At 35.6% G+C, this 15,640-nt stretch carries 13 protein-coding genes; 5 read left to right on the forward strand and 8 right to left on the reverse strand.

All coding sequences use genetic code 11. The annotated features are described in order from the left end of the window. Nucleotides 1-49: 49 nt before the first annotated feature. A complete protein-coding gene (ygiD, locus tag ICJ83_RS13105) occupies nucleotides 50-874 on the reverse strand; it encodes a 4,5-DOPA-extradiol-dioxygenase (protein ID WP_449369428.1) in 825 nt (274 codons plus the stop codon). 97 nt (nucleotides 875-971) lie between these two features. Continuing rightward, entirely contained in the window at nucleotides 972-1,814 is an 843-nt protein-coding gene (locus ICJ83_RS13110; RefSeq protein WP_188230861.1) for an SDR family oxidoreductase, read from the reverse strand. Nucleotides 1,815-1,926: 112 nt separating this feature from the next. Here ICJ83_RS13110 and ICJ83_RS13115 point away from each other — a divergent pair, with 112 nt between their 5' ends. Further along, a complete protein-coding gene (locus ICJ83_RS13115) occupies nucleotides 1,927-2,343 on the forward strand; it encodes a winged helix-turn-helix transcriptional regulator (protein ID WP_223154776.1) in 417 nt (138 codons plus the stop codon). Here ICJ83_RS13115 and ICJ83_RS13120 read toward each other — a convergent pair. Next, a complete protein-coding gene (locus ICJ83_RS13120; RefSeq protein WP_188230862.1) occupies nucleotides 2,340-2,702 on the reverse strand; it encodes a hypothetical protein in 363 nt (120 codons plus the stop codon). The genes ICJ83_RS13115 and ICJ83_RS13120 overlap by 4 nt on opposite strands. Before the next feature lie 250 nt (nucleotides 2,703-2,952). Here ICJ83_RS13120 and ICJ83_RS13125 point away from each other — a divergent pair, with 250 nt between their 5' ends. Further along, nucleotides 2,953-3,624, forward strand: a complete 672-nt coding sequence (locus ICJ83_RS13125) for a carboxypeptidase-like regulatory domain-containing protein (protein WP_188230863.1) — start codon at nucleotides 2,953-2,955, stop codon at nucleotides 3,622-3,624. A 4-nt stretch (nucleotides 3,625-3,628) separates the two neighbouring features. Continuing rightward, nucleotides 3,629-4,642 (forward strand): transglutaminase domain-containing protein, encoded by a 1,014-nt coding sequence (locus ICJ83_RS13130; RefSeq protein WP_188230864.1) that lies wholly within the window; start codon nucleotides 3,629-3,631, stop codon nucleotides 4,640-4,642. Between the two features lie 46 nt (nucleotides 4,643-4,688). Here the strand turns inward: ICJ83_RS13130 and secA are convergent, their stop codons facing one another. The 5 genes from secA to ICJ83_RS13155 all read right to left on the reverse strand — a co-directional run bounded on the left by secA (nucleotide 4,689) and on the right by ICJ83_RS13155 (nucleotide 12,110). Continuing rightward, the gene (gene secA / locus ICJ83_RS13135) at nucleotides 4,689-8,045 is read right to left on the reverse strand and encodes a preprotein translocase subunit SecA (RefSeq protein WP_188230865.1); all 3,357 of its coding nucleotides are present in this window, start codon (nucleotides 8,043-8,045) and stop codon (nucleotides 4,689-4,691) included. Nucleotides 8,046-8,211: 166 nt separating this feature from the next. After that, nucleotides 8,212-8,433 (reverse strand): DUF2795 domain-containing protein, encoded by a 222-nt coding sequence (locus ICJ83_RS13140; protein ID WP_188215051.1) that lies wholly within the window; start codon nucleotides 8,431-8,433, stop codon nucleotides 8,212-8,214. 169 nt (nucleotides 8,434-8,602) lie between these two features. Then, complete coding sequence (locus tag ICJ83_RS13145) at nucleotides 8,603-9,178, reverse strand: cob(I)yrinic acid a,c-diamide adenosyltransferase (protein ID WP_188230866.1); 576 nt, start codon at nucleotides 9,176-9,178, stop codon at nucleotides 8,603-8,605. 211 nt (nucleotides 9,179-9,389) lie between these two features. After that, entirely contained in the window at nucleotides 9,390-10,154 is a 765-nt protein-coding gene (locus ICJ83_RS13150) for an O-methyltransferase (protein WP_188230867.1), read from the reverse strand. 93 nt (nucleotides 10,155-10,247) lie between these two features. Beyond that, nucleotides 10,248-12,110: an ABC-F family ATP-binding cassette domain-containing protein gene (locus ICJ83_RS13155; protein WP_188230868.1), complete on the reverse strand. Its 1,863-nt coding sequence runs from the start codon at nucleotides 12,108-12,110 to the stop codon at nucleotides 10,248-10,250. 244 nt (nucleotides 12,111-12,354) lie between these two features. Between ICJ83_RS13155 and ICJ83_RS13160 the strand changes: the two genes are divergently transcribed. Next, nucleotides 12,355-13,149, forward strand: coding sequence for a polysaccharide biosynthesis/export family protein (locus tag ICJ83_RS13160; RefSeq protein WP_188230869.1), 795 nt, complete (start codon nucleotides 12,355-12,357; stop codon nucleotides 13,147-13,149). 3 nt (nucleotides 13,150-13,152) lie between these two features. Beyond that, entirely contained in the window at nucleotides 13,153-15,570 is a 2,418-nt protein-coding gene (locus ICJ83_RS13165) for a polysaccharide biosynthesis tyrosine autokinase (protein ID WP_188230870.1), read from the forward strand. Nucleotides 15,571-15,640: the final 70 nt, after the last annotated feature.

Consider the following 15,640-nt stretch of genomic DNA (forward strand, 5'->3'; position numbering starts at 1 on the left):
ATTCATTTTATAATAATTTTTAATTTTAGTTTTCTATTCAGATTTGGTTTTAGTCAATCTTCAAAGAGGTCATAGTTAACGCCCCTGCAACAGGTTTATCGTTAAAAATAGAAACACTTTCATTTTTATTTTTAAGTCCTAGCGTGTATATGAGTGGTAAATAATGTTCTGGTGTAGGTATAGCCAAATCGAAAGCACGACCTTGCGATTTAAAATGAATCAAACTTTTATGATCATTATCTAAAATAAAAGTCTTCATAGCTTCATTAGCTTCTAGGGCCCAGTCGAAGGCGAAGGTGTCTTTTAATCTGCGCCAGTCAACCATTCTTAGGTTATGAACCATATTTCCGCTACCAACTATTAGCACCCCTTTATGACGTAGGCTGTTTAATTGTTGCGCCAGTTCGTAGTGATACTCTGGTGGTTTGGTGTAATCTATACTCATTTGAATAACCGGAACATCGGCGTTAGGGTACAAGTGTTTAATAACGCTCCAGGCTCCATGGTCTAACCCCCAATTATTATCCAATTCTATATCAGTTTTTGTAATAAGATGCTGGGTTTCTTTTGCCAGTTCAGGACTTCCTGGTACTGGATATTGCACATCGAATAAAGCTTGAGGAAATCCGCCAAAATCATGAATGGTCCTTGGGTGTTGCATTGCGGTAACATGAGTGCCCTTAGTTTCCCAATGCGCCGAAATACATAAAATAGCATGAGGTTTAGTTAGTTCCTGCCCAAGTTTTCTAAATGATGACACAAATTCATTGTCCTCAATGGCATTCATCGGGCTTCCATGGCCTAAAAACAATACGGGCATTTTGCTCGTATTGTTTAGGTCAGCTGTCATTTTATCTAAATCTTTTAAACTCATGCTCGAACTTACTAAAGGTAACCATGCTAGTGATTTTATAAATTTTTTCCTATTCATTTTTTTCAAAGAATTAAGAAAGCTTTATTAAAAGAATATTTTATAAAACCTCACGTATAGATTTTTCAAGAGTGGTTGTTGGCCTACCTATTATGGTCGACAATTTGTAATTATTGTCAAATAAATCTCCTTGAGAGGCAGATACATCCCAGCTTGCTAAACCTTTAGCTAGAACCTCTGGGAGTCCAACTTGTATTAAAATATTAGAATAGGTATCTTCAGGTAGATTGTTATAAGGAATGTCTTTGCCTGTTTGTTTAGATATTTCTTTAGCTAATTCTGTTAAGGTATAACTGTTATCTCCAGCAAGTTCAAATGTTTGTCCTTTATTATCTTCATTGGTAATAACCACAGCCAGCGCTTCAGCATAATCTATTCGTGCTGCCGAAGAAATTTTACCATCGCCGGCACTACCTATAAAAGCTCCATTTTCAATAGCACTAGGCACTGATGCGGTATAATTTTCTGTATACCAACCATTACGTAAAATGGTATAATCAATTCCAGAAGCTTTTATTTCTTGTTCTGTAGTTAAATGTTCTCCGGCTAAGCTTAAAGAAGACGTATTTGCTCTAAGAAGGCTTGTATAAACAATCCACTTAACGTTTTGTTTTTTGGCGGCCTCGATTACATTTTTATGTTGGCGAGCTCTTTGGCCTATTTCGTTTGCAGAAATAAAAATTAACCGATCAATATCTTTTAAAGCCTTTTCCAGACTTTCAGGATTGTTATAATCAAACTCGCGGGTTTCAATTTCCAAATCTTTGGCTTTCTCGGTGGAGCGTACCAAAGCAACAAGGTTGTTACTGCTTTCTCGTTGCTTAAGTTCGTTTACTACTAATCTACCCAATTGGCCTGTAGCGCCTGTTATTCCAATTTTCATAATATTTGTTTATTAAAGTTTCTATTGTATATTTGATGAGTAAAAGTATTTAACTTACTTTTAGTTAGTCAAATATAAAGAATAACTTGCTTTAAAACAAGAGGTTACCGCTATGAGACTTGCTGACTTTAAAGTTAGTGTTATTGAAAATCAAGATGTTATGAAAGGAGAAATTCAAAATAAATTTGCAGAACCAGAACAGTGTCCTGTTAGAAATGTGTTAGATCGTATAGGCGATAAATGGTCTATGCTGGTGTTATTGCTTTTAGAAGAAAAAGGTTTGTTGAGATTTAATGAAATTGATAAACACATTGCTACTATATCTCAAAAAATGCTTTCGGTAACTTTAAAGGGCCTGCAAGCCGACGGGCTAGTTAAGCGAACTATTTATCCTCAAGTTCCACCAAAAGTGGAATATGAGTTAACAGAATTAGGCCAGACGTTAATACCGCATTTAAATATTTTAGTTGAATGGGCTAAAAACAATATGTCTAAGATAGAAGCTTCAAGACTACAATATAAAAGCTAAGATTGCTCATTTAAGTAGTTTTTCAATTCTTCCTTAAGTTTATTATAAGTTTTTAGCTTTTTTTGCAGAATGTCTTCTTCTGATTTTGGTGCTGAAATTGTTTCGGGAGCATTAAAGTTTTTGTTAATAACTTCTATAGTTATTTTATCCCCAAGTTTTAACGGTGTATTAACCCATTTTACATGTTGTTGAGATGCTGTAATTAATCCTGAGACTTGTAAATTTGTTTCTGTTTCAGGTGAAATTTGTCTATTGAAACTGTCTAAAATACAGGAGACTATGAATTGCTTGTCTTCAATGCCAGCATGAGTAAGAACATTTTCGTTTAAAGTAACTTTAAAGCCATGGTTAGTGTTCATGTGAATAAGTTTTTCTAATTAGGGTGTCATATTTTTACGGTTAAATTAAGGATATTTATAATTAGTGTCCTGTTATTTATTAATAAATTTTAAATACTTGCCATAAGTGTTTCGTGAATTGGTACTTGCGGTTTTTTATTATTACTCAGAATATGTCTTTCCCTCATTCAAATGTTACGTTTACTAATTGATGGTTTTAATATGATGTGTTTATCTATAGGTTTGAGATAGAATCTTAAAAACGAAAATCATGAGAAATCAAATTAAACTTAATGTGAAAACACCGTGTAACGAAGATTTTAATTCTTTTCCACAAACAGCTTCCGGCGGTTTTTGTAGTTCTTGTAAGCAAGAGGTGCTTGATTTTACAAACATGAATCCGGACGACATAGCCGATTATATTAATCAGGAAGGCACAAATAATATTTGTGGCAGATTCAAGCAATCCCAATTAAAGGTTTATTACAAAAGTAAAAGGAAGAAAACTTGGTTAAGAATTTTAAAAGTGATAGGCGCTGCTTGTTTATCTCTTTACTTTGGAAAGCTGCAAGCTCAAGCCCCTAAACAAGCAGAGGTTAATACTTTAAAAAGCAAAAATATGACCCAGGTTCAAACAAAAGCGATAACCGTTAAAGGACGTGTTTTAGAAGAAAATTTACCATTACCGGGTGTGAACGTGGTTTTAGAAGGTAGTACCGTGGGTGTTGCTACCGATTTTGATGGGAAGTTTGAATTTCCTGAAAAATTAAAAGCAGGCGATGTTTTAGTATTTAGTTATTTAGGTATGAATTCTAAACGGGTAGTCATCAAAGATAACAATACGAATTTAAAAGTAGAATTACAGGTTGAGATGAAGGCGTGTGATGCTATTTTAATGGGTAAAGTTGCGACAAATCAGATCTACAAACCAAAAAGAAAATAGTCAATTGAAAACAATATTATTTTTTCTTTTTAGTGTAGGTGTCGCAAATGCACAGATTTCAGATTTTAAGGCTGTTGATTTTACTCAAGCCGACCACATGGCCAAACTATACGAGGGTGAAGGGCTAGATAATATGCCTGCGCTCGTTTATAAACTTACTAATACATTGACCTCACCAATTGAAAAGTTCAGAGCTATTTATATGTGGGTTTGTAATAATATTGCTTGCGATATAAATCAGGATAATACAGTTACAAGAAAACGACAGGTGTTTAAAAATGATTCCCTTGGCTATGTAAACTGGAATAACACTTATAAAAAGAAAGCTTTTAAAAAATTACTGAAGCATAACAAAACGATGTGTACGGGTTATGCCTATTTAATAAAGGAATTATGTTTTTTAGCTCAAATAGATTGTGTAATAATTAATGGTTACGGACGAACAGCTAATGCAAATGTTGAGTCTTTAGAATTAGTAAATCACTCGTGGAATGCTGTGAATTTAAACAATAAGTGGTATTTATGCGATGCCACCTGGTCCAGTGGGTACAATTTGATAGGTAGTGGTTTTATAAAATCCTATAACGATGGGTATTTTTTAACCAACCCAGAATTGTTTGCTTTAAATCATTATCCTGTAGATAAAAAATGGTTGCTAAACAATGATAAGAAAATGTCCGAATATGTTTTGGCGCCTCTTGTTTATGGCCATACATTTCGGTATGGTGTAGAGCCTGTAAGTCCTGATAAGCTTCATGTTCAAGCTATTGTTGATGATGAAATTGATTTCAGGTTTAAAGCTTTAAACGGAATTAATCCCGAAACATTGGCCATGGTCAGATTTGTTGGTGATGACCTAGTAAAATTAAAAATTTATGACGTTGTAAAAGAACAAGACCAGATATCATTTAAGTGTCAATTTAAGCGCAAAGGGGTTTTCGATGCCCATTTAAAAATTAATGACGATATTATTGCGACGTATGTTGTTGAGGTTGCTACAAATAAAAAATCCCAATAGTTTAAACTATCGGGATTAATTTATAGGTTAGCTCTTTATGGATTTTTTATTCTTCAATAATCACCCATTCGCCTTTAGACAGTAAAGGCTCCGCTTGTTTGAATTTAACGGTTTTACTTTCACCATTCATAACATTTTTAATGGTAACCTTATCGTTACGACCAATTTTTGGTTGTTCGCGAACAATGGTTTCGGTTACTTGCGGCCGTTGCTGCGTGTTACCAGCTGCTGCTCTGTTTTGTGCTGAACGTTCATCAAGGTTAGGAATTTCATCTTTTTGGATGTTTAATTTTTCCTGTCTGCGTTCTCTGGCCTCCTGAATAGTATTTTGAGTTTCCTGTGGTAATTCACCTTTAAATAAGAACGAAATTACATCTTTATTTACTTGGTCAATCATCGATTTGAATAACTCAAACGCTTCAAATTTGTAAATTAATAACGGGTCTTTTTGTTCGTGAACCGCTAACTGAACAGATTGTTTTAACTCGTCCATTTTACGTAAATGTGTTTTCCACGAATCGTCAATTATGGCGAGCGTAATATTTTTTTCGAAATCGGTAATTAATTGTTTTCCGTTAGTTTCGTAAGCTTTTTCAAGATCGGTAACCACATTTAAACTTTTAATACCATCGGTAAAAGGTACCACGATACGCTTAAATCGGTCACGTTGATTTTCATAAACGTTTTTAATTACCGGGAAAGCAATATCGGCATTTCGAGCCATTTTATCTTTGTAATGATCGAATGCAGCGCGGTATACTTTTGATGTAATTTCTTGAGCCGAAAGTTTGCCGAACTCGTCTTCAGTAATGGGCGACGTTAAAGAGAAATAACGTATCAATTCAAACTCGAAGTTTTTATAATCGTTAGCTTCCTTGTTGCCTTCTGAAATATTTTCAGCGGTATCGAAAATCATGTTTGCCAAGTCTACACGAAGACGCTCACCAAATAGGGCGTGATGGCGACGTTTATAAACGACTTCACGTTGCGCATTCATAACATCGTCGTATTCTAATAAACGCTTACGAACACCAAAGTTATTTTCTTCTACTTTTTTCTGTGCACGCTCAATAGATTTAGAGATCATAGAATGCTGAATCACTTCACCTTCTTTAAGTCCCATTCTGTCCATCATTTTCGCAATACGTTCACTACCAAACAAACGCATTAAGTTGTCTTCAAGTGATACGTAGAATTGTGAACTTCCCGGATCTCCCTGACGACCGGCACGACCACGTAACTGACGGTCTACTCGACGCGAATCGTGACGTTCGGTACCTATAATAGCTAAACCGCCTGCTTTTTTAACTTCGTCGGTTAATTTAATATCGGTACCACGTCCCGCCATGTTAGTAGCAATGGTTACCTGACCTGGTTGACCTGCTTCTGCTACAATGTCGGCTTCTTTTTTATGTAATTTCGCGTTTAATACATTGTGAGGTATTTTACGAATGGCAAGCATTTTTCCAAGTAGCTCACTAATTTCAACCGATGTTGTACCAATTAGTACCGGGCGACCTGCTTGCGATAATTTGGTAACCTCGTCAATAACCGCATTGTATTTTTCACGTTTGGTTTTGTAAACTAAATCGTCTCGGTCATCACGAGCGATAGGACGGTTGGTAGGGATTTCAACAACATCTAGTTCGTAGATTTCCCAGAATTCGCCAGCCTCAGTTACCGCTGTACCTGTCATACCTGACAATTTGCGATACATTCTAAAGTAATTTTGAAGGGTTACTGTTGCGAATGTTTGTGTAGCATCTTCGATTTTTACATTTTCTTTAGCTTCAATCGCCTGGTGTAAACCATCGGAATAACGACGGCCATCCATAATACGACCAGTTTGTTCATCAACAATCATCACTTTATTGTCGATAACGACATACTGAATGTCTTTTTCAAATAGGGCGTAGGCTTTTAATAACTGATTTAAGGTGTGAATACGTTCCGATTTAACACCAAAATCTTTATAAAGCTCTTCTTTTTGAGCTGCTTCTTCTTCTTTCGATAAGTTTTGCTTCTCAATTTTAGCAATTTCCAATCCAATTTCAGGAAGAATAAAGAAATTAGGATCTTCTTTTCCTGAAATGAATTCAACCCCTTTATCGGTTAATTCTACCTGATTATTTTTTTCTTCAATAACGTAGTACAGCTCCGCGTCAACCTTTGGCATTTCGCGGTTGTTGTCCTGCATGTAGAAGTTTTCGGTTTTTTGTAATAATTGTTTAACCCCCTCTTCGCTTAAAAACTTAATAAGGGCTTTGTTTTTAGGCATACCGCGGTATACACGCAACAATTGGAAGCCTCCTTCTTTGGTGTCGCCTTCTTTAATAAGCTTTTTAGCTTCGGCCAAAACACCGGTTAAATATTTACGCTGAACAGATACGATATTATCTACTTTTGGTTTCAATTCGATAAACTCGTGACGCTCACCCTGAGGTATAGGCCCGGAGATAATTAATGGTGTACGCGCATCGTCAACCAATACAGAGTCGACCTCATCGACAATGGCATAGTTGTGTGGGCGCTGTACTAAATCGTTTGGCGAATGCGCCATATTATCACGTAAATAGTCGAAACCGAACTCGTTATTAGTACCGTAAGTAATATCGGCATTGTAGGCATTTCTACGACCCTCAGAATTTGGCTGGTGGTAGTCAATACAGTCTACTGTTAAACCGTGAAACTGGAATAAAGGCGCCATCCATGCGCTATCACGTTTTGCTAAATAATCGTTTACCGTTACCAAGTGTACGCCCTGACCAGATAATGCATTTAAGTAAACGGGTAGGGTAGCAACTAAGGTTTTACCTTCACCAGTTTGCATTTCAGCAATTTTACCCTGGTGCATAGCCACACCACCAATAAGCTGTACATCGTAATGAATCATATCCCAAGTGATGGCTTTTCCGGCAGCATCCCACGAGTTAGCCCAAGTGGCTTGGTCGCCATTTAGTGTTACGTAATCTTTTGTGCCTGATAACTCTCTGTCAAATTCGTTTGCGGTAACGGTAATAGAGGTGTTATTAGTAAATCGTTTTGCAGTTTCTTTTACAACAGCAAAAGCTTCTGGTAAAATGTCGTTTAAAACGCTTTCGGTTTTTTCGTAAACTTCATCTTTAAGTTTATCAATGTCGGCGTAGATGTCTTCACGACGATCGATATCATCGGTGTTTTCAGCTTCGTTTAGAAGCGTGTTTATTTGTTCGTTTAGAGGTTTGATTGCTTCGGCAATAAGACCTTTAAATTCAGTAGTTTTTGCACGTAAAGCATCATGGGATAAACCTTCTAAAGCAGCTTCAAAAGATTTTATTTTATTTACTATAGGTGTGATGGCTTTAACATCTTGTTTCGATTTATCGCCAACAAATACTTTAAGTACAGAATTTAAAAAACTCATGTGTATATATGTTATTTAATTCCAGGGGTGCCTGGATATGTTTCAGTTGTTAAACTGTAGTTTTTGAGATTGCCTCAAAGATACAGTTTGTAATGTGTTTTAATAAAGATTAGGAACAAAAAAAAGTCTCGACTCGAGACTTTTTAACTTTTCTTTATACTTTATATTAATATTCGTCCTCGTTCCAGAGGTAATCTTCATCTGAGGGATAGTCTGACCAAATTTCTTCTATCGAATCGTAAGCATCACCTTCGTCTTCAATAGCTTGCAAATTTTCGACAACTTCTAAAGGTGCTCCAGTTCTAATAGCATAATCTATCAACTCGTCTTTTGTTGCTGGCCAAGGAGCATCACTCAAATAATTTGCTAATTCTAAAGTCCAATACATGTTATTATGCGTTTTAATTTTGTGCAAAAATAAATTTTTAGGTTAAACATGCAAGAAAAAAATCATTTATTTAACGGTAATTTAAAAGAACGTATTTTTCTACAGAAAAAACTTAGAAATTAATAGTTGCATTACAATAAATTAATAATTTGTTACTATTTCTAAAATTTTAGGATTTTTTTTCAGGAATCCATTTAATTTCATCTGCTTGCAAGTCGTATGACAACTTCCGTGCCAACACAAAAAGATAGTCAGAAAGGCGGTTTAAGTATATTAAGCAGTTTGAATCAATCGGGGCTATGTCATTAAGCGCTGTGGCTAAACGCTCTGCTCTACGGCACACACAACGTGCTATGTGACAGAATGACACGGTTTGATGTCCGCCGGGAAGTACAAAGTGTGTCATTGGTGGTAAAGCGGCATCCATGGTGTCCATTTCCTGTTCTAAACGCTGAATGTCGTCTTCTGAAATTTTTGGAATATTTAAACGTTCCTTACCGTTTTTTAAGATGGCTTTTTCCGGATCGGTAGCCATAATGGCCCCAACGGTAAATAAACGATCTTGGATATGAATCAATATATCTTTATACTCTGAATGAATATCCTGATCTCTAATTAAGCCCAGGTGAGAGTTTAATTCGTCCACCGTTCCGTAACTTTCAATTCTTATATGGTGTTTAGGTACACGCGTTCCTCCAAACAAAGCAGTGTCTCCTTTATCTCCGGTTTTTGTATATATCTTCATATTGCAAAGTTAAAGGTTTCAAAGTTACGAAGTTTATTATTGACATGAATCCTCTTATGATGGCGTTACCCTTGGTGATTGGGCTCATCCGCTATATCTTTTTACGATTCTCGATACAATTTTTCGTTCCTCAAAATCACTCGAATTGACGTAAGAAAGTAAAATCACGCTATTGTTTGAATTTTTGTTTTATTAACAACCAAAAACCACACTAACACCTAATTGTAAAATGTTCTTTTTCTTGTTCCTTTCTAAAAAATACAAAGCCCCAATAAAAGGTGTCGATGGTTACTTTAACTTCGGGATGTTGTTTTATTGTTTCCCAGGCCTCGGTCATATCTTTGGACCAGTAAATGTCGTCAAAAATGAAAACCGAATCGTTATGTTTGCTTTTAATTAAAGATTCGAAATACTTTAAGGTTGCTTTTTTAGAATGGTTGCCATCAAAGAAAATTAAATCGTAAGTGTCGTTTTTTAGTGCATTTATGGCGGCTTCGAATTCAGAATTGACTAAGGTTATATTTTTAAATGGCAATAGGTTTTTTTTTGCTTGATGATATGTATTAGTGCAGCCTTCCACTGTTGTGATTCGTAAATCTTTAGCTAATGCCATGGCTTGTGTGGCAATACCCAGTGATGTGCCTAATTCCAGAGCGGACTTGATTTTCAGATAATTCATCAGTCGATATAATAATTGAGCGCGCTTAATGGTTGTGCCAGAATATTTAGCGACATGTTTTAGGGGGCGCGTGTTTTGTTTGCACACATTGGAACCCGCACCTAAATCAGTTATAGTTAACGATTCGTTTTTAAGTAATAAATGTTTTTTGAAGTCTGAAATCTTTTGATAATCGGGATGTTTTTTTCGATTGTAAAAGCATTTAGTCACCAGATTATACACAAAAGGGGAATGTACGCCATGCTGATTCGTTGAACGAAATAGGAATTTTATGTATTGTGAAATTTGATAAATCATCAATAAGTTACCAGTGTTTTGAGATGCTTAAAGGCATTTAGTGTGATGTATTTAATTTTCCCTAGTCTTTATGTCTAAAACCAATTTCATTATTTAATCCTCCAGTTTCGACGATAATTCGAACCAACGTTCTTCTTTAGATTCAATGGTATCTATGATGTCTTGAAGTTTAAGCGATAATGCGTTAATTTCATCCTGAGTTAAATCAGGGTTGTTAAATTTAGCTTCCATTTCCTTTTTATCGAAGGCTAAACTGTTTAGCTTGCTTTCAATATTTTTAAGTTCTTTTTCTTCGTTAAAACTCAGCTTACTGGCTTCGTTTTGTTTCCATGATTTTTTATCCTTCTTGTCTTCAGTAGCCGCAGATTCTGCCGGAAGGCTATCTTCATAAATCCGGTAATCGGTGTAGTTGCCAGGGAAATCTTCAATAACACCATCGCCTTTAAAAACAAGCAAGTGGTCTACAACTTTATCCATAAAGTAGCGGTCGTGAGATACCACAATAATACAACCTGGAAAATCCATAAGGAAACTTTCCAGAACATTTAGTGTAACAATATCTAAATCGTTGGTAGGCTCATCCAGAATTAAAAAGTTTGGATTCTGAATTAAGACGGTACATAGGTATAGGCGTTTGCGTTCACCGCCACTTAATTTTTCAACAAAATCATATTGTTTTTTTCTGCTGAATAAAAAGCGCTCTAAAAGTTGTTGTGCGCTTATTTGACGTCCCTTTTTTAGTGGAATAAAATCACCAAATTCGCGAATAACATCAATAACCTTTTGTTCGGGTTTTATATTAATACCGTTTTGGGTGTAGTAACCAAATTTAACGGTTTCACCCAATACGACTTTTCCAGCATCGGGTTGTGCGGTTTGCGTTAAAATGTTTAAAAATGAGGTTTTACCTGTGCCGTTTTTACCAATAATACCAACGCGTTCGCTTTTTTGGAAGGTATAATCAAATTTATCCAGTATTATCTTGTCTTTAAAAGCTTTTGATACTTTATGAAATTCAAGAATTTTACTTCCGAGTCGTTCCATGTTTAACTCGAGTTGCACCACATGGTCTTTACGACGCTGATGTGCTCGATGCTTAATATCTTTAAAATCGTCTATACGCGATTTCGATTTTGTCGTACGGGCTTTAGGCTGGCGACGCATCCAGTCCAGTTCTTTTTTGAACAGTTGTTTGGCTTTCCCGGTTTCGGTTTCGAATTGTTCGATGCGGGCTTCGCGCTTTTCTAAATAATACGAATAGTTGCCTTTATAACTGTAAAGCTGGCCTTCGTCCAACTCAATAATTTCATTACACACGCGCTCTAAAAAGTAACGGTCGTGTGTTACCATAAATAAGGTAATATTTTCTTTGGCAAAAAATGCTTCCAGCCATTCAATCATTTCTAAATCTAAATGGTTGGTGGGCTCGTCCAGTATTAATAAATCCGGTTTGTTAATTAACGCATTGGCTAAGGCTAAACGTTTTTTTTGTCCGCCCGAAAGGGTGCTTACTTTTTGATTTAAATTATCGAGTTTTAATTTGAAAAGAATTTGCTTGTACTGGGTTTCAAAATCCCAGGCCTGATGAATTTCCATTTGCTCGAAGGCTTTTTGGTAGGCATCGGAATCTTCAGGATTTTCTAAGGCTTTTTCGTAATTTCCAATAACCTTTAAAATATCGTTATCGCTGGCGAAAATGGTTTCTTCAACGGTAAGGGCTGGATTAAATTTTGGATCTTGTGATAAAAACGATACGGTTATATCTTTGCGATAGGTTACAAGCCCTGAGTCGGGTGTGTCTTCACCAGAAATAATACGTAAAATGGACGTTTTTCCTGTACCGTTTTTGGCTACGAAAGCTATTTTTTGGTCTTTATGAACGCTAAACGAAATGTCCTGGAACAAGGTTAGTTCTCCATACGATTTCGATATATTTTCTACGGTTAAGTAATTCAAAGGTTTAATTTTTTGCAAATAACGTGTAAAATTAAAAAATAAGAGACAATATCACTCTAAACTTCATTTTAAAAAGAAGTGTGTAGGTTGTCTTAATATCCTACAGCTAGAAATAAAGGTCATTATTAATGCTTAATTAAAAATTTGAAAACCTTACTCAATTTTTAATATTTTAATTAATAGTGCGTATTAATTTTATACTTTAGGTTGAAAAGTTATATTTGTTGTAAAGTTAACCAACTCTATGCTCAAACCATTTTTCTTTTTGTTCTGTGTTGTTACGCTTTTGTGTAGCTCATGTATTACCAATAAAGATATTGTGTATTTACAGGATAAAGGTCATGCTGCTGCTAGCGATTCATTGCAAATATTGGCATTATCCAAACCTTACCGCGTTCAAATAAACGATATTTTAAGTATTGACGTAAAAGCTTTAGATAAGGAGTTGGTTGAGATTTTTAATCCTACGAGTTCAAATACTACGTCTGGGGCTTCTGAAAAATCACTTTACTTTAATGGTTTTACGGTAGATTTACATGGTAATATAGAATTTCCTATCCTGGGTCAGATAAATGTGCTTGGTTATACCGTGGAAGAAATTGAAGATATGGTAAAAAGCGCGTTGTTGGAACGTTACTTTAAAGAAACCGCTCAAATATTTGTAACGGTTAAACTCGCTGGTTTAAAGTATACCACACTTGGAGAAATGAAAGCGGGGACTCATGTTATTTATCAGGATCGTGTTAATATTCTCGAGGCTATTGCAAATGCCGGAGATATACGGGTAACAGGCGATCGTCGTGATGTAATGATTATACGTCAGTATCCGCAAGGGCAAAAAATACATCATATCGATTTAACCGATATAAATGCTACAAAATCGGAGTTTTACTTCATTCAGCCTAATGATATTATTCTGGTTAAACCTTTAAAGCGAAAAGCTTTGGGAGGCGGACAAACGGCGGTACAAAATTTAACAACTATTGTGAGTGTGTTTTCTGTTTTAGTGAGTACTTATTTTATAATTAGAAGCTTATAAGGTATGGAAGATCGTTACACGTCGGCACAGCAATATGCATTAAATTTCGATTTCAGGGCTTTTGTATTTCGTTTAATAAGTTACTGGAAATGGTTTTTGCCTGCTATATTGTTGGGGGTTTATATTGTGTATCAGCAAAATATAAGAAAGGAGTTTCCATACACCTTAACGGCATCTATTTCAGTTCAGGAAGATAAAAACCCATTGTTCACATCCAATACCAGTTTAATTTTTAATTATGGCGGTATTACAGGAAAAATTCAGGATGTGCTCCTTAATTTACGATCACGTAAACATCATGAAAAGGTGGTTGATAGTTTAAATTTATGTTTGAATTATCTAAAGGATGGCCGCTTTCATAAAATTGATGTTTATAAAGCAACACCTTTTACGTTTGTTGGCGACGAAACCGCATTTCAGGTTATTGGAAGGCCAATAAAAATAACCTTTATCGATGCCGACAGTTTTCAATTGTCTTATGATTTTGGTGAAACGAAGCAAGTGTCTGTTCAAAATTTTAAAACAAAAGACATAAAGCAAATCCCTGTTAACGAAAGTGCATTTTCTAAAACATTTGCCTTTAACGAATACATTAATCTGGATTTTTTTAAAGGCAGTTTGGTAAAAGTGCCAGATGCAAAAATTGTAACGGGACAGGAATTTTATATTCAATACAATAGTTTTAATAGTACGGTGTCGCAGTACAAAGGACAATTTAGAGTAATTAATGAAGGTGGTTCTTTAGTGAATTTAAGGTTAAGCCATAAAAATAAGGCGAAGATTGTTGATTATTTGAATGCCTCGGTTGAAATTCTAGATCGGGATTTGCTACAACGAAAAAATCAATACGCTATTAATACGGTAAACTTTATAGATAAGCAATTGGCCAGAGTACGAAATGAGCTCAATAAGAAAGCCGATTCTCTAAATGCCTTTAAGCAGCGCAATAATATATTCGATATTCAAAGTGAAAGTGCCACTCTGGTGAATAAGATAGAAACTTATGAAACCGAAAAAAAGGTACTTGAGGAATCTTTATTGTATTATGATTTATTGAAAAGCTATCTGGAAACCAGTAAAGATTTTACCAATTTTCCGGCGCCGGCACTTCAAGGTATAAACGATAGTAATATAACGAATGCCATAGGGCAAATAATTGCCTTGTCGGGCGAAAAGTCGAAATTAGAATATTCGGTGCGAGAAGATGCAGCTGTGTTTAATGATTTAAACCGTCAGATTGAAGGCTTGAAGCAGGTGATTTATGAAAGTATTTCATCTAATAAAGCGAATATTGCTTTTCAGATTCAAACTTTAAGTAAAAATATAGCAGCTGTAGAACGTGAGTTTTCCGTATTGCCCGAAAATCAGCAGAAGCTCATGGGGATAGAGCGCGAATATTTGTTGAGTCAGAATACATATAATTTATACCTGGCCAAGCGTGGTGAGGCCGATTTGGTAAAAGCTTCGAATACTTCAGATATTGTCATTATTGAACCCGCCAAAGATATTGGTCAGGGGCGTAATGTGGTAAATTTGAACATACGCTATGTGTTTGCCATAATAGCCGCTTGCATTCCGATAATTTTAATCGCTTTTATAATTACATTTTTCGATCGTAAAATTCATGAACCTAACGATTTAGAGGTGCTTACTAAAATACCAATGCTAGGCGTTGTAGGTAGGAGTAATGTTAGTGGTAATCTGGCGGTTTTAAGGATGTCGAACTCACCGGTAGCCGAAGCCTTTAGAGCTATTAGAACGAGTTTACAGTTTATTTACAGAAAACAGAAAGAATCGGGCTCCAAAACGGTATTGTTGACTTCCTCAATAAGTGGCGAGGGAAAAACGTTTTGTTCCATTAATATCGCTTCGGTGTTTGCTCTAAGTGGTAAAAAAACCATTCTAGTGGGTTTAGATTTAAGAAAGCCCAAGATTTTCGACGATTTTAATATTAACAATGATACTGGTGCTGTTAATTATTTAATAGGGCAGGCAACCGTGGATGATATTATCCAAAAAACCGAAGTGGAGCATTTGGATGTGATTACTTCGGGGCCTATTCCACCAAACCCATCAGAATTATTAATAGGCAGTAATCTCGACGATCTAATTTCAGAATTGCAGAGCCGTTACGATTATATTGTTCTCGATACACCGCCTGTAGGTTTAGTTTCAGACGCTTTAGAACTCATGTCGCATGTTGATGCGACCTTGTATGTGGTGCGTCAGGATTACACCAAAAAGGATATGTTAAAACAGATTAACGACAAGTATAAAAAAGGAGAGGTTAAAAATATAAGTCTGCTTTATAATTTTTACAATAACAAATCGAAGTATGGCTACGGTTACGGTTATGGCTACGGCTATCATAACGATACCCATAAAAAAACGGGTTGGTTAAAGCGTTTTAAACGAAAATAATATAAATCGAACGTCATTCACCAGATGCCACTCCGGTCTGTAGTCCTTATCCTTGAATCTGGTATTTTAT

This window comes from Aestuariibaculum sediminum, from assembly GCF_014596945.1.
In the GTDB taxonomy this organism is placed as follows: domain Bacteria; phylum Bacteroidota; class Bacteroidia; order Flavobacteriales; family Flavobacteriaceae; genus Aestuariibaculum; species Aestuariibaculum sediminum.